At 50.7% G+C, this 23,667-nt stretch carries 24 protein-coding genes; 12 read left to right on the top strand and 12 right to left on the bottom strand.

Annotated features, from left to right (window positions below; translation table 11 throughout):
- Positions 1 to 421: 421 nt before the first annotated feature.
- From ACJJI1_RS11300 to ACJJI1_RS11290, 3 genes are all read right to left on the bottom strand, one after another.
- Positions 422 to 1,180, bottom strand: a complete 759-nt coding sequence (locus tag ACJJI1_RS11300) for a hypothetical protein (protein WP_413664402.1) — start codon at positions 1,178 to 1,180, stop codon at positions 422 to 424.
- Between the two features lie 34 nt (positions 1,181 to 1,214).
- Entirely contained in the window at positions 1,215 to 1,655 is a 441-nt protein-coding gene (locus tag ACJJI1_RS11295) for a YqaA family protein (RefSeq protein ID WP_108731806.1), read from the bottom strand.
- 192 nt (positions 1,656 to 1,847) lie between these two features.
- Entirely contained in the window at positions 1,848 to 2,321 is a 474-nt protein-coding gene (locus tag ACJJI1_RS11290) for a hypothetical protein (protein WP_413664400.1), read from the bottom strand.
- A 128-nt stretch (positions 2,322 to 2,449) separates the two neighbouring features.
- Between ACJJI1_RS11290 and ACJJI1_RS11285 the strand changes: the two genes are divergently transcribed.
- Positions 2,450 to 2,650, top strand: coding sequence for a CPXCG motif-containing cysteine-rich protein (locus ACJJI1_RS11285; RefSeq protein ID WP_444959338.1), 201 nt, complete (start codon positions 2,450 to 2,452; stop codon positions 2,648 to 2,650).
- A gap of 21 nt (positions 2,651 to 2,671) precedes the next feature.
- On the opposite strand, the gene ACJJI1_RS11280 is transcribed toward ACJJI1_RS11285, so the two are convergent.
- The 3 genes from ACJJI1_RS11280 to ACJJI1_RS11270 form a co-directional block, all read right to left on the bottom strand.
- Entirely contained in the window at positions 2,672 to 4,147 is a 1,476-nt protein-coding gene (locus ACJJI1_RS11280) for a cryptochrome/photolyase family protein (protein ID WP_444912127.1), read from the bottom strand.
- On the bottom strand, positions 4,144 to 5,010 hold the full coding sequence (locus ACJJI1_RS11275) for a MerR family transcriptional regulator (RefSeq protein ID WP_444959337.1): 867 nt from the start codon (positions 5,008 to 5,010) through the stop codon (positions 4,144 to 4,146). Before ACJJI1_RS11275 ends, ACJJI1_RS11280 begins: the two co-directional genes overlap by 4 nt.
- Positions 5,011 to 5,093: 83 nt before the next feature.
- Positions 5,094 to 6,056, bottom strand: a complete 963-nt coding sequence (locus tag ACJJI1_RS11270; protein ID WP_108731802.1) for a YbgA family protein — start codon at positions 6,054 to 6,056, stop codon at positions 5,094 to 5,096.
- 242 nt (positions 6,057 to 6,298) lie between these two features.
- Between ACJJI1_RS11270 and ydiJ the strand changes: the two genes are divergently transcribed.
- The 3 genes from ydiJ (at position 6,299) to ACJJI1_RS11255 (ending at position 11,057) form a co-directional block, all read left to right on the top strand.
- Entirely contained in the window at positions 6,299 to 9,334 is a 3,036-nt protein-coding gene (gene ydiJ / locus ACJJI1_RS11265) for a D-2-hydroxyglutarate dehydrogenase YdiJ (protein ID WP_444959336.1), read from the top strand.
- A gap of 74 nt (positions 9,335 to 9,408) precedes the next feature.
- Positions 9,409 to 10,146, top strand: a complete 738-nt coding sequence (locus tag ACJJI1_RS11260) for a tetratricopeptide repeat protein (RefSeq protein WP_282934256.1) — start codon at positions 9,409 to 9,411, stop codon at positions 10,144 to 10,146.
- A 506-nt stretch (positions 10,147 to 10,652) separates the two neighbouring features.
- Positions 10,653 to 11,057, top strand: coding sequence for a 3D domain-containing protein (locus ACJJI1_RS11255; RefSeq protein WP_238152122.1), 405 nt, complete (start codon positions 10,653 to 10,655; stop codon positions 11,055 to 11,057).
- A gap of 92 nt (positions 11,058 to 11,149) precedes the next feature.
- On the opposite strand, the gene ACJJI1_RS11250 is transcribed toward ACJJI1_RS11255, so the two are convergent.
- Together ACJJI1_RS11250 and ACJJI1_RS11245 are read right to left on the bottom strand one after the other, a co-directional pair.
- Positions 11,150 to 11,683, bottom strand: a complete 534-nt coding sequence (locus ACJJI1_RS11250) for a hypothetical protein (protein ID WP_282934257.1) — start codon at positions 11,681 to 11,683, stop codon at positions 11,150 to 11,152.
- Between the two features lie 203 nt (positions 11,684 to 11,886).
- Positions 11,887 to 12,147: a hypothetical protein gene (locus ACJJI1_RS11245; protein ID WP_108731798.1), complete on the bottom strand. Its 261-nt coding sequence runs from the start codon at positions 12,145 to 12,147 to the stop codon at positions 11,887 to 11,889.
- A 197-nt stretch (positions 12,148 to 12,344) separates the two neighbouring features.
- On the opposite strand from ACJJI1_RS11245, the gene trhO reads away from it, so the two are divergent.
- Positions 12,345 to 13,346 (top strand): oxygen-dependent tRNA uridine(34) hydroxylase TrhO, encoded by a 1,002-nt coding sequence (gene trhO, locus ACJJI1_RS11240; protein WP_444959335.1) that lies wholly within the window; start codon positions 12,345 to 12,347, stop codon positions 13,344 to 13,346.
- An 8-nt stretch (positions 13,347 to 13,354) separates the two neighbouring features.
- On the opposite strand, the gene ACJJI1_RS11235 is transcribed toward trhO, so the two are convergent.
- Positions 13,355 to 13,747 (bottom strand): hypothetical protein, encoded by a 393-nt coding sequence (locus tag ACJJI1_RS11235; RefSeq protein WP_444959334.1) that lies wholly within the window; start codon positions 13,745 to 13,747, stop codon positions 13,355 to 13,357.
- Positions 13,748 to 14,339: 592 nt separating this feature from the next.
- A complete protein-coding gene (apbC, locus tag ACJJI1_RS11230; protein WP_444959333.1) occupies positions 14,340 to 15,491 on the bottom strand; it encodes an iron-sulfur cluster carrier protein ApbC in 1,152 nt (383 codons plus the stop codon).
- A 211-nt stretch (positions 15,492 to 15,702) separates the two neighbouring features.
- Here apbC and metG point away from each other — a divergent pair, with 211 nt between their 5' ends.
- Entirely contained in the window at positions 15,703 to 17,730 is a 2,028-nt protein-coding gene (metG, locus tag ACJJI1_RS11225) for a methionine--tRNA ligase (protein WP_444959332.1), read from the top strand.
- Between the two features lie 10 nt (positions 17,731 to 17,740).
- Here metG and ACJJI1_RS11220 read toward each other — a convergent pair whose 3' ends face one another.
- Positions 17,741 to 18,643, bottom strand: coding sequence for an EamA family transporter (locus ACJJI1_RS11220; RefSeq protein ID WP_444959331.1), 903 nt, complete (start codon positions 18,641 to 18,643; stop codon positions 17,741 to 17,743).
- Between the two features lie 151 nt (positions 18,644 to 18,794).
- On the opposite strand from ACJJI1_RS11220, the gene ACJJI1_RS11215 reads away from it, so the two are divergent.
- The 4 genes from ACJJI1_RS11215 (at position 18,795) to ACJJI1_RS11200 (ending at position 21,011) form a co-directional block, all read left to right on the top strand.
- Entirely contained in the window at positions 18,795 to 19,742 is a 948-nt protein-coding gene (locus ACJJI1_RS11215; RefSeq protein WP_282934264.1) for a D-2-hydroxyacid dehydrogenase, read from the top strand.
- A gap of 260 nt (positions 19,743 to 20,002) precedes the next feature.
- Complete coding sequence (locus ACJJI1_RS11210) at positions 20,003 to 20,254, top strand: hypothetical protein (protein ID WP_282934265.1); 252 nt, start codon at positions 20,003 to 20,005, stop codon at positions 20,252 to 20,254.
- Between the two features lie 39 nt (positions 20,255 to 20,293).
- Positions 20,294 to 20,791: a hypothetical protein gene (locus tag ACJJI1_RS11205; RefSeq protein ID WP_413664388.1), complete on the top strand. Its 498-nt coding sequence runs from the start codon at positions 20,294 to 20,296 to the stop codon at positions 20,789 to 20,791.
- Positions 20,769 to 21,011: a hypothetical protein gene (locus tag ACJJI1_RS11200; RefSeq protein ID WP_413664387.1), complete on the top strand. Its 243-nt coding sequence runs from the start codon at positions 20,769 to 20,771 to the stop codon at positions 21,009 to 21,011. The genes ACJJI1_RS11205 and ACJJI1_RS11200 overlap by 23 nt, the downstream gene beginning before the upstream one ends.
- A 126-nt stretch (positions 21,012 to 21,137) precedes the next feature.
- Here the strand turns inward: ACJJI1_RS11200 and yghU are convergent, their stop codons facing one another.
- Positions 21,138 to 22,016 carry a glutathione-dependent disulfide-bond oxidoreductase gene (gene yghU, locus ACJJI1_RS11195; protein WP_444959330.1) on the bottom strand — a complete coding sequence of 293 codons (879 nt, stop codon included), beginning with the start codon at positions 22,014 to 22,016 and terminating at the stop codon, positions 21,138 to 21,140.
- A 401-nt stretch (positions 22,017 to 22,417) separates the two neighbouring features.
- On the opposite strand from yghU, the gene rsxA reads away from it, so the two are divergent.
- Together rsxA and rsxB are read left to right on the top strand one after the other, a co-directional pair.
- On the top strand, positions 22,418 to 22,993 hold the full coding sequence (gene rsxA / locus ACJJI1_RS11190) for an electron transport complex subunit RsxA (protein ID WP_108731788.1): 576 nt from the start codon (positions 22,418 to 22,420) through the stop codon (positions 22,991 to 22,993).
- A 9-nt stretch (positions 22,994 to 23,002) separates the two neighbouring features.
- Entirely contained in the window at positions 23,003 to 23,617 is a 615-nt protein-coding gene (rsxB, locus tag ACJJI1_RS11185; RefSeq protein ID WP_444959329.1) for an electron transport complex subunit RsxB, read from the top strand.
- Positions 23,618 to 23,667 lie beyond the last annotated feature (50 nt).

Genomic DNA, 23,667 nt, shown 5'->3' with positions numbered 1-23,667 from the left:
ACCTAACACTAGCTTATATATTTAAAGCCCCCCAAGAAACGGAAGTCCTAGAAATATATCTAGTAGGATTATGCTTAATCCCAGTGCTGACCACACTCTGGCTATTAACATTTAACTCAGGAAAAGGAAAGGTAGACGAGTATAGCCTTGAGTTCACGGATAGTCACATCATTTATAGATCACTCTATGGCAATATAATCATTCCAATGTCAGATAAACTTTCAATTAAAACACACGGCAAACCACCTAACTCCATTTCCATAACGGGACACAACCACTCAGCCCATGTTGATTTAAACCTATTTTCATCACAACAGAGAAAGGAAATTCTTAAACAATGTCATTTTCTAAAAAATAACTGTCAAGATTAACCTTAGATACCACCACCTTCACTGTCTAGAGCCATAACTGCATAAACTCATTAAGGCTCACACTTCTCAATTACAAGAAGTTGATTTTTATCATACAATCTGGAGTTAGCTCTCAGATGGTTAGCATACCCTATCAATTCACCTAGAGCATTAACAAAAACCCTTTTGACTTTTAGATTTACATTTTTATAGTCATCAACAGATTGGAAAGCCCCACTTTCAAAATCAACAAAAGCTCTCTTTAAGTCTGAACTTGAAATACTCTGGGCCATTCGTACCCCTGAGAGAGTTACAATATAGGTACCTTCATCATACTGGCCAATATATAGGGAGCTACATTTAATGGCCCCATTCTCTATATCGTAAAACCCCTCCTCCATATCTAAAAACTGTTTGTAATCACCAAGAATTACTTTAACCTCATTACAAATATTTTGTTCTATTAGAGACAATAAATCTAATTCTTTCTTATCAACCCCTTGTGTAACAAGCCCATACTCAATTACTGAGCAAAACTTCACAACCTCTTCTTTATGGATTAAAGACAGCTCTCCATCATCCCCCACTTGAATAGAAAAGGAGAAACTAAACTGATTTAGAAAATCCACTTTCGACAGGAGATGGGAGTTTCCTTGAAACGAGGCTAACCAGGTGCCAAATGCATTAGGATACTCAACCAAGTAGATACCCGGTTCCACTTCTGCCAAATCAAGTATATAGCTACTATCGATTGGCTGCCGCCCTGAAGGAGAGCCTGACTTCATTTTAAATACGTCTTTTCTTCGTACTTCAAATTTTTGTGAAAACACTCAAATAAAATCTCTTATTAACTTAATATCCGCATCAAGATGCTTGCAAGACCATATAGTAAACCACGAGATAGCGTAGACATTTACCCGTGGCAACCAATAACAAAAACCAAACCAAGCGAATTCTTAGAATACCAGCCATTACAGTAAGGGGATCACCAATAATAGGCACCCAGGAAAAAAACAGGGAGAATACTCCATATTTTTTAAATCTCTGTTCAGCCTTTACAAATTCCTCTTCAGACATTCTCAACCATTTCTTGATCACGCCCAAGCTGGCCCAGTAGCCTAATGCATAATTGAGAAGAGAGCCCGCTACATTCCCAGTAGTGGCGACTATTATCAGGGCCCAAGGGGAGAGCCCCTGGAGCAATAGACCAGTCATTACAATTTCTGAGCTTAGCGGCAGAATGGTCGCTGCCAGGAATGCTGATACGAAAAGCCCCAAAAATCCAAACTCAAGAAAGTACCCCATAATGACGACTCACGCCCAGCTAAACTCGGCATTCCTTCTATCTATACTTATAATTGCGCCACTATAATCGAAAAAAGGGGGACATCCCAACAACCCGCCTCGTCAGTGATAGCGATACTAGCCACAAGCCTCTACTTTTTATATTCACCCTTGTTAACACACTTTAGAATTCATAACCTTACCCAGACTTACTTAGGCCCAAGTACAGACCCGCTCATCCGAAGTAGAAATCAGTGTCCACCCCATAATCCTCCAGCCACCTTCCAGTTTTGCTATCGACAAGATATTGCAGGTAGCTTTCCTATTCCTTTCCTTTGATTTGGATCGCTGAAAAACAACAAGCGATGTTGCTGAGCCATCTTCTGAAACATAAATTTTCTCTATATATAATCCGGAAAATGGATATGTCTCTAGATCCATAGTTTTACGCAACTGGCCGATAATTACTGGGATTAAATCGGGATGATTAGACAACCCCGGCTGCTCACCGATAAAAAATAAAGGGGATTGAGCAAAGTACTTCTTTAAACTACTCGGCGGAGATGAACTATTAAATGTGCTGTAAAAATTTTTAATAAGATCAGATACTTCACTGCGCGAGCTTGCATACATCTCAGATGAAAAAACAATAAATACGACAACCAACAGCGCCATAGCAATTTTCATGGTTACCGCTTCCTATTTTGAGTAACTCTGCAATTAGAGGGGACTGACTAAAGGTTGAAGTATAGTTATGCTATTAATTCGCATGGACTAAAGAAGGGAATCTGACAATCACCAGACGGAGTTATCCTGTGCCAGAGGTAATAGTGGAGAGAAGTATTTACTGTCCTTATTGTGGTGAAATTATAAAAATACTGGTTGATTCATCAGTTTTGCCTCAACAGTACACTGAGGACTGCCAAGTTTGCTGTAGGCCTATCGTTTTCTCTGTGGAACTCGATTTAAATGGCGAGCTATCTATCGTGGCTCATACTGAGGATGAAACGTTCTAAATCGCATTGTCGCACTCAAATTCACTTCAAATTGGCAAAAACTTCAATCGCTCGCTTCCGTCCAGCCCCCACATCGCAAATCACTTGAGGATAGCCTTGAGTCGGCGGTGGATCGTGTATGGCTTTGTCGCTCAGCTCCTTTAGCTCAGGTATAAACTTGCGGATAAAATCTCCATTGGGATCAAAACGTTGCGACTGACTATAAGGATTAAATACACGAAAATAGGGTGCAGCATCAGTACCCGTGGAGGCAGTCCACTGCCAGCCCCCATTGTTGGAAGCAAAGTCTGCATCAATTAAGCGCTGCATAAAGTAGCGCTCACCCCAGCGCCAATCTATCAGCATATTTTTACTGAGAAATGAAGCTACTATCATACGCAATCGATTATGCATCCAGGCAGTCTCATTTAACTGTCGCATCGCTGCATCAACTATCGGAACCCCAGTCTCCCCCAAAGTCCAACGCTCAAACTGATCCTTATTGTAGGACCAGGGGATTTGGTCAGTTTCCTGCTTGAATGGCCTCCCTTTACTCAGACGGGGAAAGTCCACCAACAAATGGGTATAAAACTCCCGCCAGATTAATTCGCTAATCCAACAGGCCGCCCCATCATCTCCACCCAGCCAACGCCCCTCATTCATATCCAACGCCATTGCTATACATTGGCGAATCGAAACAGCACCACTATTTAGGTAGGGGGATAAGCAGGAGGTACTATCAAGTGCTGGAAAGTCTCTCTCTGCCTGATAAGCAGATATTTTTCCACCGAACTTCTTGAGCCGTTTCAGTGCCGCCTTTTCTCCTGCTTGCCAACCTTTAATCAGGCCTGCATCGTCGATCTTATCTATCGAGTATGTCGACAGTTGCGTTGGAATCTTTTGGCTCAATTTCTGCCCTTCAGATAAAGAAAGCCACTTTGGCCAATGTGCTTCATTTTCCCGGGTAGAAATTTTCCGAGGCTTAGGCAAGGTTTTTACTTCACTATCGGCACACAATTGAATCAGTGCACGCTTGAAGGGGGTAAACACCTTGTAGGGTTCCCCTCCGCCGGTTCTTACTGCTCCCGGTGGAAGCAGGGTGCGGTCACTATAGAATTGAACCTGAACCCCCTCATTTGTCAGTAAATCTTTTACTGCATTATCACGGCGCAACTCATTGAGTGGATATTCAGCATTCGCATAGAGTGCATTGATATTCAGGCGCTCAACTATTTGCTGAAGAACCCCTGGAACCTGAGCAAAAGTAGGAACTTCAACGAAGTACAGCGGTATATTGCGCTCCTCTAATCCATCTTGTAATTCACGCAAACAGGCGATACGAAAAGTCACCAGCGGATTGCCTTCATCCTGGCTCTGCCAGGTATCCGGACAGGCAATAAATACAGCAGCCACCTCCTTACATTGCACACTGGCTTGGTAAAGTGCTGAATTATCATTGAGGCGTAAGTCACTGCGTAGCCATACCAGGCCACGCGGCAAAGTCACTGGGCGACTCATAGCTTTAAAGACTCCCGCAATTGTGTAACTGCACTCTCTGTATTTCCGGCAAGTACTTTTGTTAAAGGGAGTCGGTTCAGTTCAGTCAAAGCCAAACGCTGCACCTCAATAAAATCACCCGCAAGCCACAGAGGATCAGTCATCCCCTGAACAGCACTTGGTAGCTCACGTTCAAGAATATTTTTCGGCATAGCCTTGTGGCTATAGCAAAGCACTCCCTGAGCACCCAGTTTTTTGACTGTACTTCCCAGCTCCAATAATCTCGCAGGATAAGCCAGGGTAACGACCTCTATTCCTGCGGCAAGGAGTACCGCAATAAACATCTGTATAAATGCCTGTTGGCCCTGAAAGCCAATTTCCAGTAAAAGAATACGGGGCTTCGCCTGGGACTTGTCTTTGTCCAGGTTTTTCCTGGCCATACCATTAGTCAGAAGTAGCTGTTCATTTAACAGAGGCCAGAAAAATGTCTGCGCTCCATGGGCTTCAGGTAGGCGAAATCGCTCAAGCCGCACATGCAAAGGTTTCAGCCAATGCTCCAACAGCAAAGCTGCAGGGAATGAGGAAAACCACTGATCGAGACGGCGGCGCAGCTGGGGTTCTGCAAAGTCTCTGAGAAGACTGGAGGTTTCATCCAGCATCGCCTGCCAATTGTTTTTTCCATCGCCTGCAGTCGCTGGCACCCCTAAATTGTCCTGCTCTCGCGCCAACAGGTCTCGCACTTGACCAATGGAAACGCCCCTGGCTAGGCATTGCAGGACCTTTTCAATCTGCTCGACTTCCTCTTCACTATAAAGTCGATGCCCTTTGCTGGTGCGCATGGGTTTTAGTAAACCATAGCGGCGCTCCCAGGCCCGTAAGGTCACGGGATGCACCCCTGTCCTCCGAGCTATCTCACGAATCGGAAAATAGTTTTTTTCAACAACTTCTGGGTCGGACATGACGCTCATTATCGAAATTCACACAAACCCAACTCTGCCGGCTCGGCAGCGAGTAAGACCTGACTGTGGATAAAGTGGTGTGGGCTTCTCGGCAAGTAATGACGGAGCATAGTAAGCACCGCCGAAATCGGTTTATGCCCTTGCCGGTACTCCTCGATAAGCTGGGCTAATTCAGCCCGCTCTTCCCGGCTTAAATAGCCCTTTAAATGCCCCTGGCTGTGCATCAGTGCATTGGTTCGATCCTTGCGCGATGCATGTTGGGAGAGAATATCCATAATCCGCCCACGAATTTCATAAGCGAACTCTTCGGGGGTCACCGCACGAGAGTTGGAAACAAACTGACCCAAGGCACGGGTCAGAGGCTGGCTATGGGCTAGCAAGAGGTACTTATAAGCGGTGTAAAACTCAATAACTTTAGCGGGTCGAGGATCCGGCGATACATAGCGATGCCAGGCATCGTAAGCAAATACTCGGGTTAAAAAGTTCTCGCGAATATCGCTGGCATTCAGTCGCCCTACTTCCTCCATAGGGAGGTGGGGGAAATTCTCTCTCACACGCGCAGCAAATAGACCTGCCGAATGCGCCAGTACACCGCGACCATCTTCTTTGTAATGGGGGGTAGTACGCACACCGCAGCTGGGAGACTTTTGCATCAGGATAAAACCGCGCAACTGCTCAACCTCCGGGCTTATCTCATCTGCGTAAGCCTCAAGATCCTCTGTCACATCGATATTGGTGTCATCGCGCCCAACTGCACGCAGGCGATCACTGACAATCAGGTGAATTGGTGGGCGGGGCACTCCCAAGCCTATTGCCACTTCCGGGCAGTAAGCTTGCAGATCAAAGCAATTACCCAGCAGCTGAGTGCAGACTTTGCTGTGCTTATGGCTACCGTTATATCGAACTGGATCACCCACGGCACAGCGGCTGATACCAACGGGAATCTTATGCGGCAGGAATTGAATATTCATAGTCACAAAGTGTGCAGGTAATGGCCTACCTTTTTTATAGCCTGTCACTAAAACTTATACAAGATCTGCTCTTGTATAAGTTTTTGGAAGTCTCTTGCAAGGTAACCGTGGCTTGCGCAAATACAAACCAAAGCTACAATGCAAAGCCGCGTTCATTCCGAGTTTTAGCGCTGCGCGCACTCTTATCGCCAGTCCCCGGTCTGCGATGCGGCCCATACCTCCCGGAAAGTACGGATTAGCTCATGATTCCAGCATTGCGCGAAGTCGACGAGGTTCAGGCGCTCTATTTGCAGTTCTTGCAGGAACTGAAGGACGCAGGTTTCCGTGGCGATACCACCCCCAGTTATGCCAGCCGCACGGTCCTGGCTACCGATAATTCGATATACCAGGTCCTCCCCCAGGCCGTTGTTTATCCCCGCGACAGTCGTGACTTGCAGCTGCTCGCCGAGCTGGCTGACAGGGAGGAGTTTCACTCGGTAGTGCTATCCCCCCGTGGCGGTGGTACCGGTACAAACGGCCAGTCCCTGACCGATGGACTGGTTGTAGATATCTCCCGCCATATGAACCAGATCCTCGAAATCAATGTTGAGAAGCGCTGGGTCCGGGTACAGGCCGGTGTGGTCAAAGATCAACTGAATGCAGCACTCAAACCCCACGGCCTCTTTTTTGCTCCGGAGCTTTCCACCAGTAACCGAGCCACCATTGGCGGCATGATCAATACCGATGCCTCAGGCCAGGGTTCATGTGTCTACGGCAAAACCCGCGATCACGTGCTGGAGTTACACACCGTATTATTGGGCGGTGAGATTTGGCACTCGGCCCCGATCGACGATGAGGAGCTGGCACAAGTTAGTGTCGGGGATAAACGCTCTGCACAGGTTCACCAAGTCTGTGATTCTATCGCGCGTACAAAAGCAGAGTTAATCACAGCAAAGTTTCCCAAGCTCAACCGCTGCCTCACCGGCTACGACCTGGCTCATATTCGCGACGACAAAGGCTTTAACCTCAATAGTGTTCTCTGTGGCTCAGAGGGAACCCTGGGTTTTATCGCCGAGGCAAAACTCAACCTGTTGCCAATTCCCAAATGTGTCGCTCTGGTCAATTTAAAGTACGACCATTTTCAAGAGGCGCTACGCGACGCCAAAGACCTGATGCTGGCCGGTCCCATGTCTATCGAGACAGTGGACAGCAAAGTGTTGCAGCTGGCGATGGAAGATATCGTCTGGCACAGCGTCAGTGAATTTTTCCCAGCGGATGATCGCCCGGTCAAGGGCATTAATTTAGTCGAGTACGCCGCCGATAGCGAAGAGGAATTGGAGCAGGCACTAGCCCAATTTACTGCTCATATTGATGAAGCTATTGGCCAGGCAGGTAAAAGTTTCGGTTATTCCATTGCCCGAGGCCACGCCGAGGTCAATCGAATCTGGGCCATGCGCAAACGGGCCGTGGGCTTACTGGGAAATGCCCAGGGAGAAAAACGCCCAATTCCCTTTGTCGAGGACACGGCAGTACCACCGGAAAACCTGGCGGATTTTATCGCTGAGTTCCGCGCGGTATTGGATGAGGCCAATCTCGACTACGGTATGTTTGGCCATGTCGATGCGGGCGTGCTGCACGTGCGTCCGGCAATTGATATGAAAGATCCCCAGCAAGCCGCACAAATTCGTCCGATCACCGATCAGGTGGTCGCCCTCACACAGAAATATAAGGGCCTTTTGTGGGGGGAGCATGGGAAAGGTGTCAGGTCTGAATACGCACCGGAATTTTTTGGCGAGCTCTACCCTGAGCTGCAAAAAATCAAAGCCACCTTCGATCCTCGCAACCAACTCAATCCGGGGAAAATAGCTACCCCAAATGATGACAGCCAGCTGCTGAAAATTGACGAGGTATCCACCCGAGGCGAGCGGGACCGGCAAATTCCCGCCCAGGTCTGGGAGGGCTATGAAGAAGGTGTGCACTGCAACGGCAACGGTGCTTGCTTTAACTGGAACCCCGACGATGCCATGTGCCCTTCCTACAAGGCCACTCGCAACCGTATTCATTCTCCCAAGGGGCGCGCCTCTTTAATGCGCGAATGGCTGCGATTGCTCAGCGAAAAAAATGTCGATGCAGTCTCCAGTGCCCAGCGCCTGCGGGAGCGCTCCTTTTTCGTCGGACTCCCCAAGCGCATAATCAATTCCCTGGCAAAGACCCGTGGCGAGTACGATTTCAATCACGAAGTTAACGAGGCGATGCAAGGCTGCCTGGCCTGTAAATCCTGTGTAGGGCAGTGCCCGATAAAAGTGGATGTGCCGGAGTTTCGCAGCAAATTCCTTGAACTCTACTACAGCCGCTATTTGCGTCCGCTAAAAGATTACGCCGTCGGTGGGCTGGAATTCCTGATACCACACCTGGCCAAGCTACCTCAGTTATACAACTGGCCACTAAAACTCAAGCCAGTTTCCTTTCTGATGGAGCGCCTGTTCGGCATGGTGGACAGCCCACTGTTATCGGAAAAAACCTTGAAAGCGACTATGGCGGAGCTGGGTGTGCCTGTCGCCAGTGCCGCCTGCCTGGAGTCCCTGGGTCCGGCACAGCGCAGTCGCGCAGTGGTGATAGTACAGGATGCTTTTACCAGTTACTTTGATGCCCAAGTGGTTGCCGACATCGTGCGCTTGCTAAAGCAGCTCGATTTTGTCCCCATGCTGGCGCCCTACCGCGCCAACGGTAAACCTCTCCATGTGCACGGTTTCCTGCGCCAGTTCCAGAGGGTCGCTGAATTAAACAGCCAGATGCTAAACGACCTCGCCGCCAGCGGTATTCCCCTTGTGGGCATCGACCCCTCAATGACCCTGACTTATCGCTCCGAGTATAAAAAGCTGATGGGCGATGAGGCCCCCAAGGTCCAGTTGTTGCAGGAATGGCTGGCTTCCCAGCGGGAGCACCTGGAACAACAGCGCCACCGCATAGAGCCCGCCAGCTTCCAGCTTCTGCCCCATTGCAGTGAACAAACCAATGCCACCGCCTCAGTAAAAGACTGGCACAATGTTTTCACAGCCCTGGGCCTGGAACTCGCTACCGAGAGCCTCGGCTGCTGCGGTATGGCCGGTACCTATGGCCACGAAGCAGATCACAAAGAGACCTCACGAGTCATTTTCCAGCAATCCTGGGCGCCCCGATTGAACAGTAGCGAAAACCAGTTGGCCACCGGCTATTCCTGTCGTTGCCAGGCCAATCGCTTTGCAGGCATATCCTTGCGCCATCCGCTACAGGGGCTACTGGCACAACTGGATAAATAGGCATTTACTGACGTAAGGGGCCCATATCTCCGGGTCTCTTACCGTCCACCCAAAGTAGCCTGCGGGAAGTGCCTATGCACAAACATCTCTCAAACCTGCTCATGCTGTTTTATGCACTGCTTGGCATCGCCGTATTGCTAGCAGCAATATCCATAAGCTCAAACTCCGGGAAACAACAATTAGGGCACCATCTATCCCAGGCCCAACACTCCCTGGCATTGGTTACTGAGGCTGAAACCTACGCCCGCACGGGCAACTACGCCGACGCACTGCCACTTTACGAAAAGGCCATCTCCTCGCTGTCCGACTATCCGGATCAACAACAGGCCCTGCGCTACCGCTACGGCATTGTGCTCAATGCATTTAGCGCCCAAGCGCGACCTGACCTCTACCCCCTTGCCCGCGCACAGTTCGAATCGGTCCTCAATTACCTGGATGAGGGCGCGGTGCTACCGCAGTCCACCGCGAGAGTGCGGTCGGCCATGGCACACACTTACCATCAGCAAGCAGCAACGGAGAAGGAGCACACTCAGCGAGCTCATCTTTTACGCTCGGCTTACCTTCTATATAAGAGTGCAATCCAAGGCCTGCGCGAACAGGCGGAATGGCAGAACCTTGCCATCACCTATTTCAACCTGGGGCAAGTCTGTGAATGGCAGGGAAACCTGGAGGAAGCCATCATCTGGTTGGAAAAAACGGTGAAGCTGGACATGCAGCACAAGCTGCCGGACCTCCAGGAAGACAGTGACTACTTATCCGCATTGCGCAGCCAGGTGGAACCGATACTGGAAAACCCCGAAACCGCGCTGTAAGTACTGGGGATTCCCTGCACTTTTTAATGTGACGCACCGGTTTTTCCGCTAAAACCTGCTGTTTTTTGTCATATCAGCAATATATGGAGAATAAGTCACAAATAATTTATAAGGAATTTTTTACTGTTCCAGTCATGCTAAGCAATGCCCTCTACCACTCCTAGCACGACTCTTTAGAATGACATCGCTGTCACGCAATTTTTCTCTTTTGAAACCATTTACCAAGGAGCTGGGTTCTATCCGGCCATTTCCTTCTGTACAAAATATATACATCGCAATTTTATTGTTCTTTATATCTGAAAATTAAGCCATTTTTTTATTTTCTGTAAATAACCCGCCAATTCATACGGCTTTTTCTCGCTTTGCAGGAAAAAGTTGATACCTCAGGAATCGCCGGTAATATAGCCAGCGTTGATTAAATATTGATCAACGATTTCCAAACAAACTTGGAAATTTCACAAGCAGCCCTTGGCTTGTGACCATTTATGACCTGGAGGTAATGGGACATGATGAAACAGACTCTGCGAAATACTGCCTTTTTTATTGCTGCCTTACTCGCTATCGGTGTAAGCGTTAATGCCTCAGCAGCACTTAAGAAAACCATGATTGTTGACGCAACTGCTTACAACTCTGTACCCGGACAAACTGACAGTGATCCCTGGGTAGCAGCTTGGAACAACCGCCTGCGCCCCGGTGACAAAATTATCGCCGTATCCCGTGACCTGGAAAAACACGGTCTGACTAACGGCGCCAAAGTTAAAATTGAAGGTCTGCCTGGCACCTATACCGTGCGCGACCGTATGAACAAGCGTTTTACTAACCGAATCGATGTTTGGATGGAGAAAGACATTAAGAAAGCCCGCGCCTGGGGCAAGAAAAAACTGAAGATTGTTTTTGAACCCGTAAAGTAATTAGACCTAATTTCAACAGAGCTTGTGACCCCGCCCTCCAGCGGGGTTTTTTTATTGTTAACAGAATTTATATCTAATCCAGCAAAAAGCAATCAGGGTTCCATCTCCATTAAAAACCCTTCTAGCTCTATACAATTTGAATTTCCGATATAAAACAGGCTCGGCTGCTGGTTCTCGGTATAGCGATGTTTTAATCCATCCTCGCCAATTAATATTAAGTATTCTGATTTTACCCAGCGCTCACCCTCCCTGTATTCCGTTAGCCATAAAAGCGATGGCTGCCCCTCGTGACAGAGCCCATAAAACATACGGGTTTTTTCCACCAGTTTCTTGGTCATGTAATCTAGATAACGGCCGGGATAGGTATAGCGATCAGCCTCAATACCAATTTTCTCTGGGTTTATCCCCATATCGGCGCGGCCAACTCTCTGTATATAAATTGCCAGGTTCTCGTCGCAATCGAGACAATGGCGCCCGGCAACGATGGCATAGCCACTCAATTCGGAGATAAGTCGGGCTTCTTTCAGGTCAGTGGTGAGCAGCTGTCGATTGGAAAGGCGGATGCTCTCTGCGGATACCAGTGGACTTAATACAGTCACCAGCAGAATAAGGTAGCGCAGGTTCATGGGGAGGGTAACCGCAGGTTAGGTAGTACCGCCGGAGACCTGGATTCCACCATTGTCTCGCGGCGGCACTGTGATTGGGTGTGCTGTTACACAGTCGCGATTCCCTTCTCACATTAACCATAGCAGTTTGAACAAGTGTCAGCCGACTTTTGCCACAACTCCCGCTGGGAATTGCCAGTCAGCCGATTCATTCTGAAGAGGGCTTACCAGCTGCCATCGGCTTCCTGAACTGGCCCAACAAAGGTAGCGATCCCCTCCTCTTTAAGAGCATCGAGCGCTTCATCCAGCGCTTCCCGCTCAGTCTCAAACGCGTCTTCCCAAACGGTTGAGTTGTTGTGTTCATCGACGATTTCAAGCAGCCAGCCGCCCTCACCATCTTCATAAATATCGATCTGGACGGAAACCTCGCCCTCCCGATAGATCTGGCTCAACTCCGACTCTTTCGGTGCAAACTCTTCGCCCATGGGATTCGCCTCGCTGTGACCTTGAAATTTCGGCCAGAACTTTGACAACTTGCGGCCCGACGGTCAACTACAAATCCCTTTTCTTGCAGATGCGGACCGCCTGCTTACTGTACGACAAGCTCCTTTTTTTGCGATAAAATGCGCGGCGATTTTTTCTGCTCCGGATTTGCGATCCGGCCCGCAACTGAGGAAGTACCATGAACCAATTTGTTGTCTGTGCACTGTATAAGTTCGTTACCCTTGAGAACTTTGAAACGCTTCGCGCCCCACTGCTGGAGGTGATGCAAGAAAACAGTGTTCGCGGCACCCTGCTGTTGGCCCAAGAGGGCATCAATGGCACTGTAGCCGGCTCCCGCGAAGGTATCGACGCGGTATTAGCCCATTTGAAGTCAGACGAGCGCCTCGCCAACCTGGACTACAAAGAGTCCATCACCCAGGCAATGCCCTTCCTGCGCAGCAAAGTGAAGCTAAAGAAAGAAATTGTCACCATGGGTATAGAGGGCATTGATCCACTGCGCACCGTCGGCACCTATGTCAAACCCAAAGACTGGAATGCCCTGATCAGCGACCCAGAGGTTGTTGTCGTGGACACCCGCAATGACTATGAATTCCAGGTTGGTACTTTCAAGAATTCCATCAACCCAGAAACTGAGACTTTCCGCGAGTTCCCGCAGTACGTAAAAGAGAATATGGACCCGGCCAAGCACAAGAAGGTCGCCATGTTCTGCACCGGCGGTATCCGCTGCGAGAAGTCCACAGCCTATATGAAAGAGCAGGGCTTTGAAGAGGTATATCACCTCCACGGCGGTATTTTGAAATACCTGGAAGAAGTCCCAGCAGAAGAATCCCTGTGGGAAGGCGAGTGCTTTGTTTTCGATGAGCGGGTGACAGTCAACCACAACCTGGAACGCGGCAAATACGATCAATGCAATGCATGCCGCATGCCCATCACTGAGGAAGACCAGCAATCTCCCCTGTTCGAGCAGGGCGTAAGCTGCCCGCACTGCCACGACAAGGTGCCTGAAGCTGACCGAGCCCGTTTCCGCGAGCGCGAAAAGCAAATTCAGCTAGCCAAACAGCGCGGTGAAGTACACATTGGCCAGGACGCCCGCGCGCAAACCGTCTCCCGCCGCGAGCAAAAGAGGGAGGAGCGCCGCCGCCAGGCTGAAGCCCAACAGGCGCGCAACCAGCAGGCCTAACTCCTCCCCTAGAGAGCAAGAGGCTGAGGTACGACCTTTATCTGGGCTAGCCAGGCCTCTGCCTCGGCCTCCACAACGAACTCCCTAGAACTGAGCCTGCACAGGCAGGAGCCATGGCTGGGCAGCGGGCAGGTCCAGCGCCCTCGCGGATGTAACACCGCGATAAATGCCCGTCGCAGCACAGGGTTCTCAGCAATAAAGTGAATAAACTTCTTGTGTTCCTCCAGTGTGGTTTTGCTGCGCGCATAACGCAGGTCAAGTAGTACACGTAGGGGTTTTCGGTGGCGATACTTTTCCACCAGTAGTGCAATGGCTTCTATTTTGTCCTTATACCCCACCGGACCAAAAAAAAGCACACGCGCTATTCCACCCGCCGGCCGATAGCTAATATGAAAATTCATTGATAACAGCACCCGTGCGCTTGTCTTTTTTATTTTTATCGACTACAGCTTCCGCAATGCCTCTTTTTATTGTCTTACCTGTACTGAAAACGCGAAATAAGGCAGACTTTTTTCTCGTACACTCCTGATATTTACTTCTACCTCAACGGCAATCCAACATCCGTATAAAGGGTTTGACGTTTGTCGGCGAAAATACTGCACCTGTAAACCCGTTTTAATACCCTCAGCCCCAACTACATTTAATAAGCGACAAAAAACCTGCAAATACTGCCACCTAAAAATCATAAGCGGTCTATATCGCAAAAAAATATCGGCTTTATGATTTTTAAAACAATAAGTAACTAGTACGATCAAAATACCCCTGTTTTTTACCAGGTAATTCTGTGAAATATTTTGAAACTTCTAATTTACCCAGGGCGCGACAGAAGTGGGCTATCGCTAAAAGAAAATCTGTACCATAAAACAAGGAACAAACTAGTACGGCTTACTTCAATGAGGGACACCGGGCTGCATCAATATAGAAATATTGGAGCCCGGTAAAAACAGAAAAACAAAGAAAATTATTTCTTTGTGATCAATATCGCGAATGGGTTCAACTTATTTCGATTTCCGGCATATCGCTGTCATCACTGCTGTTTAACCAGATCTGGGCAGCAGCCTTGCGGGCAATTTCGCAATAAAAACCAGCAATTTCACTATCTGGATCGGAAATAACACTGGGCTGTCCGCTATCCACATCGGCGCGGATTTTCTGTGCCAGCGGAAGCTCTCCCAGTAAATGGGTATCGTACTCTGCAGCGATTCGCTCACCGCCACCGGTACCGAAAATTGGCTCGCTGTGACCACACTTGGAACAAGTATGCAGCGCCATATTTTCCACAATACCCAGCACAGGTACCGATACCTTGCGGAACATCTCCACGCCCTTAATGGCATCTTTTAGTGCCAGGTCTTGAGGGGTAGTTACAATTACCGCACCGGCCAATGTAGTTTTCTGTGCCAGCGTCAATTGAATATCCCCGGTACCCGGGGGCATATCCACAACCAGGTAATCAAGCCCATCCCGACTTTCCCCCCACAGGGTTTGACTGAGAATCTGGTTGAGCGCGCCGCTGGCCATAGGCCCGCGCCATACCGCTGGGGTCTCCTCGGTCATCAGGTACCCCAGAGACATTGTCTCTATTCCGTGAGCCTCTACCGGCACAAAGAATTTCTGTTCTTTCACATGCGGGCGCTGGTCTTCAGTTCCCAGCATGGTGGGCAGGCTCGGGCCGTAGATATCAGCATCCAACAAACCAACCCGGGCACCTTCCGCCGCCAGGGCCAGGGCCAGATTGACCGCAGTCGTGGACTTGCCAACCCCGCCTTTGCCCGACGCCACAGCAACAATGTTTTTTACCTTCGCCAGAGTTTCCGGCGTCCCGGAAGTCGGCGTAGCGGGAATATCGCTGAACAGCTCAAACTGCAACTTGGAGCCTTTGAGGGGCCCGGCTTTCAACAGCGGCTGACAGCTCTCCTCCACCCGCTGGTGCCAATCTGCCTCCTGGCTCGCACACGGATATCCCAGGGTAATCCCGGCGAAAACAGTTTCGTCCTCATACCCAACTTCAATTTCTGCGTCCAAATCATCCAGCGGCAAGCCACTGGCAGGATCATGCAACTGGCCGAGGCACTCCGCCAGTCGCTCCAGTTCAGCCTGAACTTCCTGTGACAGCTCGTCATGATCGTGATGATGATCGCTCACGGTATCTCCCTCTCAGCGCTTCTAGATTGGCTCGCATTGTGTCGGATGACGCGGCCTAACACCAGCCACAGCAGCCAAACAAGGATTCACATAAGCCAGCTTGATCCCTCCACGACATAGTGCAAATCTGCTATATTCCGCGGTCTTTTGACGATCTTCGGCCCACTCTCCGTGAGTCCCTGGCCGCAACCCCACAGCGATGGAAAAACCGATGTCCGATACGCGCAACATTCTCGTCACCAGCGCACTGCCCTATGCCAATGGCTCCCTACATCTGGGCCATGTGCTCGAATATATCCAAACCGATATTTGGGCCCGCTTCCAGCGTGCGCGCGGTAATAACTGCCTGTATATCTGTGCCGACGATGCTCACGGCACTGCAATTATGCTGAAGGCTGAACAACTGGGCCTGACCCCGGAACAGCATATCGCCAATATGCAGGCAGAACACGAGCGCGACTTCGCCGACTTCCTAATTGGTGTGGACAACTATCACTCCACCCATTCAGAGGAAAACCGCGAGCTGTCGGCAATGATCTACCGCCGCCTCAGCGAAAACGGCCACATCGCATCGCGCACTATTACCCAGGCTTTCGATCCAGAGAAACAGCTTTTCCTGGCAGATCGCTATATCAAGGGAACCTGCCCCCGCTGCAGCACGCCCGACCAGTATGGTGATAACTGTGAAGCCTGTGGCGCCACCTACAGCCCTACCGAACTGATCGATCCGGTATCAGCAATCTCCGGCGCCACTCCGGTAGAAAAGGAGTCCGAGCACTTCTTCTTTACCCTCCCCGCATTCACCGAATACCTGCGCGAGTGGACCCGCTCCGGCACTCTCCAGGATGAAGTGGCCAACAAGCTGGCCGAATGGCTGGAAGAGGGCCTGCAAGAGTGGGATATTTCCCGCGACGCCCCTTACTTCGGTTTCGAAATTCCCGATGCGCCGGGCAAATATTTCTACGTGTGGCTCGACGCTCCCATTGGCTATATGGCCAGTCTCAAAAACTACTGCGACAGCAAAGGGCTGGACTGGCAGGAGTACTGGAAAAAAGACAGCGACGCCGAGGTCTACCACTTTATCGGCAAGGATATCGTCAACTTCCACGCACTCTTTTGGCCTGCCATGCTGGACTCGGCGGACTTCCGCACCCCCAACAAAGTTTGCGTACACGGCTTCCTTACCGTAAACGGCAAGAAAATGTCCAAGTCCCGTGGCACCTTTATCAATGCCCGCAACTACCTGGATCACTTGAGCCCTGAGTATTTGCGCTACTACTTCGCCGCCAAACTGACCGGTGGCGTCGATGACCTGGATTTGAACCTGGATGACTTTATCGCCAAGGTGAACTCTGACCTGGTGGGTAAAGTAGTCAATATCGCCTCTCGCACCGCCAAGTTTGTCAGCAAGTCCGGTGGCAAGCTGGCCGGCGAACTGGCCGACGAACAATTGTGGAACCAATTTGTAGAAGCGGCTCCACGAATTGCTGAGTATTACGAGCAGCGAGAATACGCCCGCGCCATGCGCGACATTATGGCTCTGGCCGACGCCGCCAACGCCTGGATCGCCGACAAGGCTCCCTGGTCCCTGGCCAAGCAGGAGGGCACCGAAGCTGAGGTTCTGGCTATTTGCTCCCAGGGTGTGAATATGTTCCGCGCCCTGATCACCTGGCTCGCCCCGGTATTGCCCAACACTGCACAAAAAGCGGCGGAGTTCCTCAACAGTGAGCTGGATTGGAACAGCGCAACCAAACCGCTGACAGATCACGAAATCAAGAAGTTCAAGCCGCTGCTGCAACGGGTGGAGAAAACCCAGGTAGATGCGGTTATGGATGCGGCTGCGGAATCCCTGGCCCAGCTACAAGCGGAAACCAAAGCTGCTACCGGCCCTCTGGCGGAGGACCCCATTGCTGAGGAAATCCAGTTTGATGACTTCGCCAAAGTAGACTTGAGGATCGCCCTGATCGCCAAAGCTGAGCATGTTGAAGGCGCCGGTAAACTGCTGCGCTTAACCCTGGACCTGGGCGGCGAAACCCGCCAGGTATTTGCCGGTATTAAAAGCGCCTACGCCCCTGAAGACCTGGAAGGTAAGCACACCGTTATGGTCGCTAACCTGGCGCCGCGTAAAATGCGCTTTGGTGTCAGTGAGGGTATGGTTCTGGCAGCAGGTCCCGGAGGTAAGGACCTGTGGATACTGGAGCCCCACGAGGGCGCCAAACCCGGTATGCGCGTAATGTAATTTCCCTGCGCTAACGCAGGGAAACTGCAATCAAGCCGGCACACACCAGCCCCACTCCCAGCAGCTGGGGCCTGTGTGCCGGCTCCTTGAGTAACCAGACCGCCAAACCCACGCCCAGGGGAATACTCAACTGCCTTAGGGCGACTACATAACTCACATTTTCAGTCATTGTCATCGCCAGCAGTACCAGGCCATAAGTCGCTCCCATCATGGCACCGGTCAGAGCCCCGACCTTCAAATCCCGAAAACTTTGGATCAATGGCGCAGTGCCACTCTGACCCAAGCACCCCAGAAGCAGCCATACACCACAGGCGAGAAACTGCATCCCCAAATAGCCGTAGGCCAAAACAAGCGCAGGGATAGTGCCTCCCGCAGCATCCCCCAGGTAAATCAGCGCCCCTTTATCTGCCAGTGAATAGCCCACAGTGCCAATGGCTGCTACCAGCGCCCAGGCGCAGTCCGCGCGCCAATAAGCTCTCCAGTGCCACTCGCGGAAATACACCAGCGGTACCAGCAGGCAGCCAATTGTCACCAACAGCATTCCCACCCAGGCGAGTGGAGGCAACGATTGCCCCAACAATACCGTTGCCAGTGCAACCAGCAATACCGGCAATGCTCGGGCAACGGGATAGACCAATCCCATATTGGCTCGCTGGTAGGCGAGGGATAAGCCCCCCATATAAATCATTTGAAAAAAACCACTACCGATAAGGAGGATCCAAAAACCTCGCGGGAGTGAATCAACCTGATATAGCAACCAAAAATTTAGCGGTAAAAGAAAAATTCCAACACTGAGAGTCGCGATACAAAAAAAGGCGGGAGTTGGTGTGCGGGACTTCCCCAGTAAATTCCAACCCGCGTGTAGAAATGCAGAAATTAAAACAAGACTGGCAGCGGTAAACGATATTCCCATAGAGGCCCTCTTCAATTGCGACAGAAAGGCCCCGACAAACCAACCGTAGCCACGAATATGCGCAGTTAAGGCCGCTGGCCAGCAAAGTTTTGCATTCCCTCTTCACTGCCGTAGCATGTCCACCACACTGCAAATCTATCGAGGAGATGTCATGCGCGGCGTATTTCTGGACACTTTGACAATGAAGCTTGAGGAGCTGGATACCTCGGCCCTAACAAATAGTCTAGACCAGTGGGACTTCTATGAAACGACTCCCGCCGAAAAAGTCGCGGAGCGAATCGCCGAGGCCGAGGTGGTAATAACCAATAAAGTCATAATAAGCCGCACATTATTGGAGCAGGCCAGCAAATTAAAAATGATTTGTGTTTGTGCAACCGGTACAAATAACATCGATCTCGCCGCCGCACAGGAATTAAATATTCCGGTGTACAACGTTAAAGGTTATGCGGGGGCTTCTGTACCACAGCACACTCTTGCCCTGATCCTGGCTCTTGCTTCCAAGTGGCACCGCTATCACAACGATGTTTTTGCCGGACGCTGGAGCCAATCTACAATTTTTTGCCTGCTCGATCACCCAGTGGTTGAACTCGCAGGAAAAACACTCGGTATCATTGGCTTTGGTGCCCTCGGGCAGAAGGTGGCAAAACTGGGGGAAGCCCTGGACATGCGGGTACTGGTGGCTGAATCATTTAGCGGCACACCCGCTGAAGGCAGGACGCCACTGCAACAATTGTGTGCAGAGTCCGATGTCATCAGTCTGCACTGCCCGCTCACAGAAGAAACCGATCAGCTGGTAGACGAGCAATTCATCGCCGCGATGAAACCCGGCGCACTCCTGGTCAATACGGCTCGGGGCGGGCTGGTAAATGAACAGGCACTGGCGGATGCTTTGCGCAGTGGACACCTTGGGGGGGCGGCGCTGGATGTCCTCAGCCAGGAGCCCCCACCCGCCAGTCACCCACTATTGGACAGAGATATCCCCAATTTGATTATCACCCCCCACAACGCCTGGATCAGCCGTGAATCACGCCAGCGCCTACTCAACGGGGTCGTAGAGAATATTGAAACCTGGAAAAGTGAGAGTACCAGCCATCCATAAACAACTCGCTTTTATCTAACCCAAGCCATCTCAGGCATCTGCCGGTCCGAGGACTAATCCCCTCTGTGAACTCAGGCCGGCTTTTGCCGTTTGAAACTACGACCGGGCCCGAACAGCTGCCAGCCATAGTCCAAGATCAGTAGCAGAGACAGGGACTTTTTCCTGCAAAAATCGCGTGAAAAAAACCCCTTTTTCAAGTGGGAATTACCACGCGGGACTATAGACTTCCTCGGCAATTAAACCCCGAGAGGAGAAACCTGATGGCAACCGCAAGATCTCCACATACGAACTCCAGTAGGGAGAAGCTGCAACAGGCCTATAATCTTGCTGGAGAGGCCGCTTCACAAGCTGCTGGCAGCTTGAAAGAGAGGGCCCGGACCTCTGTAGAGTCCCAGAGACAACGTGCCACCGATGTAATGGAAAAAGCGGAGTCCTCACTTCGGGAGCGCCCCATTCTCGCTGTTGGCTGTGCATTTGTTGTTGGCTGGGCAATTGCGAAGCTCTTTAAGTAACGCTTCTCTCTTTTTTTCGACTGGTAAGGACACCCCCTGATGGGCAATGAAAAAAAGTCCCAAGCGTCTGGCGAGAATGCCGATTCCGCTGCGCAGGAGCGCAGCCCGGGTCAGTCTTCACCTTCTCCCTCAGGGAAAGACTCTGATGGAGAAGGTGAAAATAGCCTTGAAGCTACCCTTGCTCGCGCCGAAGCAACACTGACCCTACTGACTGCCTGGTTGGCTAATATTCAAAAGCTATTCCAGTTGGAGTTGGATAGAACGATTGCAGCCGGCAAGCGTATTGTTGCCCTGCAACTGATGTTACTGCCTCTAAGTGCGGCCCTCATCGTCAGTCTCTGTGGAGGCGTTGGGCTGATTGCCTACTATTTTTCCCAGTCTATTTATTTGGCATTTCTGGTATTTATTCTTATCCAGGTCGCTATTTTGGCGGGAGCTATCGTTTATCAAAAGAAGCTGGTGCCCCTACTGGGTTTTGAAGAGACCAAGCGACAAGTTAAAGAGGCTTTAAACGATGTCACTGAAGTCTTTAAATAAACAGATCGAACAATGCAGCCGGGATACGGAGCGACAGCGGCTCAGTGTATTGGCAATCGTAAATCAGCAACAGCAAGATGTTCAGCAGCGTTTACAGGGAATTCCCCTGCCATTGGTTTTAGGCCTCGCTTTAATCGCCGGCTTCGCGGCGGAAAAATTATGGCAATTGCCCCGCACCTCACAGGTGGTTCAGTTTATGCTGTCTATGAGGGCTTTTTAGCCGACGCTACTCTTTATATAAATATTAATTCAACGGCCACTTCTAAAAAGAGGGGCACCGGAAAATAACCTTAGAAAATAGATACTGGCACATCCTTGTGCCAGCCTTACCTATTAATACCCTGTATTAATCAACATCCTTATCGGTCACTTTATCTTGGGTGTTATTGTCAAAATCACCGGCGCTGTGGCGCTCATGTAGTTGTTCGCTGGGCTCACCCCAGGTTCGATTGACCATTCGTCCGCGCTTTACTGCTGGCCGCTCTGCAATTTCCCCCACCCAACGGTTGAGATTTTTATAACTCTGGGCATCGAGAAATTCCGCCGCACTATAAGCTTCATTGCGCACCAGAGCCCCATACCAGGGCCAGATCGCAATATCGGCGATGGTATAAGTCCTTCCCGCCACATACGGATGCTTCGCCAGCTGTTGGTCCAATACGTCCAACTGGCGCTTTACTTCCATAGCAAATCGGTTGATCGGGTATTCATATTTTTCCGGTGCATAGGCATAAAAGTGTCCAAAGCCTCCTCCCAGGTAAGGAGCCGAGCCCATCTGCCAGAAGAGCCAATTCAATGCCTCAGTGCGCTGCTCGGGTGTATGGGGCAAGAGGACATTAAACTTTTCCGCCAGGTAAAGCAGTATGGAGCCACTCTCAAATACCCGGATTGGTGGCGTAGTGCTGTGATCCACTAAGACCGGGATCTTGGAATTTGGGTTTGCCTCAACAAAACCACTGCCAAACTGCTCTCCTTCAGTGATACGGACTAAATGGGCATCGTATTCTGCTCCCTCAAACCCGAGTTCCAATAACTCCTCTAACATCACCGTCGCCTTAACCCCGTTCGGCGTGGCCAAAGAATAGAGCTGCATCGGGTGCTGCCCCTGCGGCAGCGCTTTATCATGGGTCGCACCCGCTACCGGCCGATTGATACTGGCAAAAGCGCCCCCGCTTTCCTTATCCCACTGCCAAACCTTGGGGGGAGTGTAGGTTTCGTTCGACATTAAACTGCTCCAACTGAATTTAAGGTTGCTCTCAAGCAAAAACACGCATGCCGAGTCAATATACTGTATTGCCTCTACCCCACGCTTAACACCAAGTACCAAACTGGGTTACCCATCTTGTACCTATCGTTTCAAATTGGCAAAGGTACTGCAAATAGTATCCACAAAGGCCTCCACCTTTATTCCAAGTGGAGGCCTTTTGATCCAGAGTGTCCCTTTGTCGGCCCTTTTCCCCTGCCACCCTCCTCACGAGTTGAAGCCCCCAAGCGACTCAACCATAATAGCCGCCCTGCGCGGCATTCGACGGTGCTCACAAGGAAGGTGCTAGTCTCACCTTAACCCTGCCGACGCCATTGCCGCTGTTCGCGCCACTCCGCCCTCGGGCTTTAACCGGACCTGTTATGACCGAATTTGCCGTCATTCTGCTCAGCACCATCTTGGTCAATAATTATGTGTTAGTGCAGTTTCTCGGCCTGTGCCCGTTTATGGGAGTTTCCAATAAACTGGAGACCGCTGTGGGTATGGCCGGCGCTACCACCTTTGTACTTACTTTGGCCTCTATTTGTTCATACCTGGTCAACACCTATCTGTTGGCCCCCTTTGGTATTGAAGATCTTCGCACCATCTCATTTATTCTGGTGATTGCTGTTGTCGTACAGTTCACACAGATGTTTATCCAGAAGACCAGCCCCTTGATGTACAAGGTGCTAGGCGTTTTTCTACCGCTGATCACTACCAACTGTGCCGTGTTGGGTGTCGCTCTACAGAACACTATGAAAGCGCACACTTTTATACAGTCCACTCTTTACGGATTTGGCGCAGCAGTGGGTTTCTCCCTGGTGTTAATCTTGTTTTCCTCGATGCGCGAGCGCCTCTTTGCCGCCGATGTCCCGCTGCCATTTCGCGGCGCCGCAATCGGTATGGTCACTGCCGGACTGATGTCGCTGGCATTTATGGGCTTTAGCGGTCTGGTATAGGATTTCGAAATGCTGGACTGGATTTCACAAATTTCTTCTCCCCTACTGGTGCTCGGTGGCATGGCATTGGTATTCGGTGCCCTGCTGGGTTTCGCCGCCGTTCGCTTCCGGGTGGAGGGTGACCCCCTTGTTGAGCAGGTCGATGCCCTGTTGCCACAGACTCAATGTGGCCAGTGTGGCTACCCCGGCTGTCGCCCCTACGCAGAAGCGATAGTGCACGGCGATACCATCAACAAGTGCCCCCCCGGCGGGCAGGCCACTATCAATGAGTTGGCCAATCTGCTGGATGTAGAGCCCATGCCGTTGGACGCCGAGCACGGCGTTGAAGATGTAAAAAAAGTGGCATTTATCCGCGAGGCAGAGTGCATCGGTTGTACAAAATGTATTCAGGCCTGTCCGGTAGATGCCATTGCCGGCGCCGCCAAATATATGCACACGGTGATCACCGATGAGTGCACAGGGTGTGACCTTTGTGTCGAACCCTGCCCCGTTGACTGTATCGATATGGTTCCCCAGGAAACCGCTTTACAGGATTGGCATCCACACAAGCCCAGCGATAGCTCGGTGCTGATTGCCAGCGATCGCCGCACTATTCAAGAACACACCGGGGGAGGCGCGGTTTGAACCCCGTAGATAGCAAGACCAAACAAAGAGAGGCCGTTCAGGAGAGACGC

The sequence above is a fragment of the Microbulbifer maximicatervae (SeqCode) genome (assembly GCF_052467065.1).
This window is presented reverse-complemented; position numbering and strand designations above follow the sequence as displayed.

Coding starts and splice junctions, on each gene's coding strand:
- ACJJI1_RS11295 (WP_108731806.1), bottom strand. CDS start 1,655: ATGGGGTACTTTCTTGAGTTTGGATTTTTGGGGCTTTTCGTATCAGCA.
- ACJJI1_RS11290 (WP_413664400.1), bottom strand. CDS start 2,321: ATGAAAATTGCTATGGCGCTGTTGGTTGTCGTATTTATTGTTTTTTCA.
- ACJJI1_RS11280 (WP_444912127.1), bottom strand. CDS start 4,147: ATGAGTCGCCCAGTGACTTTGCCGCGTGGCCTGGTATGGCTACGCAGT.
- ACJJI1_RS11270 (WP_108731802.1), bottom strand. CDS start 6,056: ATGAATATTCAATTCCTGCCGCATAAGATTCCCGTTGGTATCAGCCGC.
- ydiJ (WP_444959336.1), top strand. CDS start 6,299: ATGATTCCAGCATTGCGCGAAGTCGACGAGGTTCAGGCGCTCTATTTG.
- ACJJI1_RS11260 (WP_282934256.1), top strand. CDS start 9,409: ATGCACAAACATCTCTCAAACCTGCTCATGCTGTTTTATGCACTGCTT.
- ACJJI1_RS11255 (WP_238152122.1), top strand. CDS start 10,653: ATGATGAAACAGACTCTGCGAAATACTGCCTTTTTTATTGCTGCCTTA.
- ACJJI1_RS11250 (WP_282934257.1), bottom strand. CDS start 11,683: ATGAACCTGCGCTACCTTATTCTGCTGGTGACTGTATTAAGTCCACTG.
- ACJJI1_RS11245 (WP_108731798.1), bottom strand. CDS start 12,147: ATGGGCGAAGAGTTTGCACCGAAAGAGTCGGAGTTGAGCCAGATCTAT.
- trhO (WP_444959335.1), top strand. CDS start 12,345: ATGAACCAATTTGTTGTCTGTGCACTGTATAAGTTCGTTACCCTTGAG.
- ACJJI1_RS11235 (WP_444959334.1), bottom strand. CDS start 13,747: ATGAATTTTCATATTAGCTATCGGCCGGCGGGTGGAATAGCGCGTGTG.
- metG (WP_444959332.1), top strand. CDS start 15,703: ATGTCCGATACGCGCAACATTCTCGTCACCAGCGCACTGCCCTATGCC.
- ACJJI1_RS11220 (WP_444959331.1), bottom strand. CDS start 18,643: ATGGGAATATCGTTTACCGCTGCCAGTCTTGTTTTAATTTCTGCATTT.
- ACJJI1_RS11215 (WP_282934264.1), top strand. CDS start 18,795: ATGCGCGGCGTATTTCTGGACACTTTGACAATGAAGCTTGAGGAGCTG.
- ACJJI1_RS11210 (WP_282934265.1), top strand. CDS start 20,003: ATGGCAACCGCAAGATCTCCACATACGAACTCCAGTAGGGAGAAGCTG.
- ACJJI1_RS11205 (WP_413664388.1), top strand. CDS start 20,294: ATGGGCAATGAAAAAAAGTCCCAAGCGTCTGGCGAGAATGCCGATTCC.
- ACJJI1_RS11200 (WP_413664387.1), top strand. CDS start 20,769: ATGTCACTGAAGTCTTTAAATAAACAGATCGAACAATGCAGCCGGGAT.
- yghU (WP_444959330.1), bottom strand. CDS start 22,016: ATGTCGAACGAAACCTACACTCCCCCCAAGGTTTGGCAGTGGGATAAG.
- rsxA (WP_108731788.1), top strand. CDS start 22,418: ATGACCGAATTTGCCGTCATTCTGCTCAGCACCATCTTGGTCAATAAT.
- rsxB (WP_444959329.1), top strand. CDS start 23,003: ATGCTGGACTGGATTTCACAAATTTCTTCTCCCCTACTGGTGCTCGGT.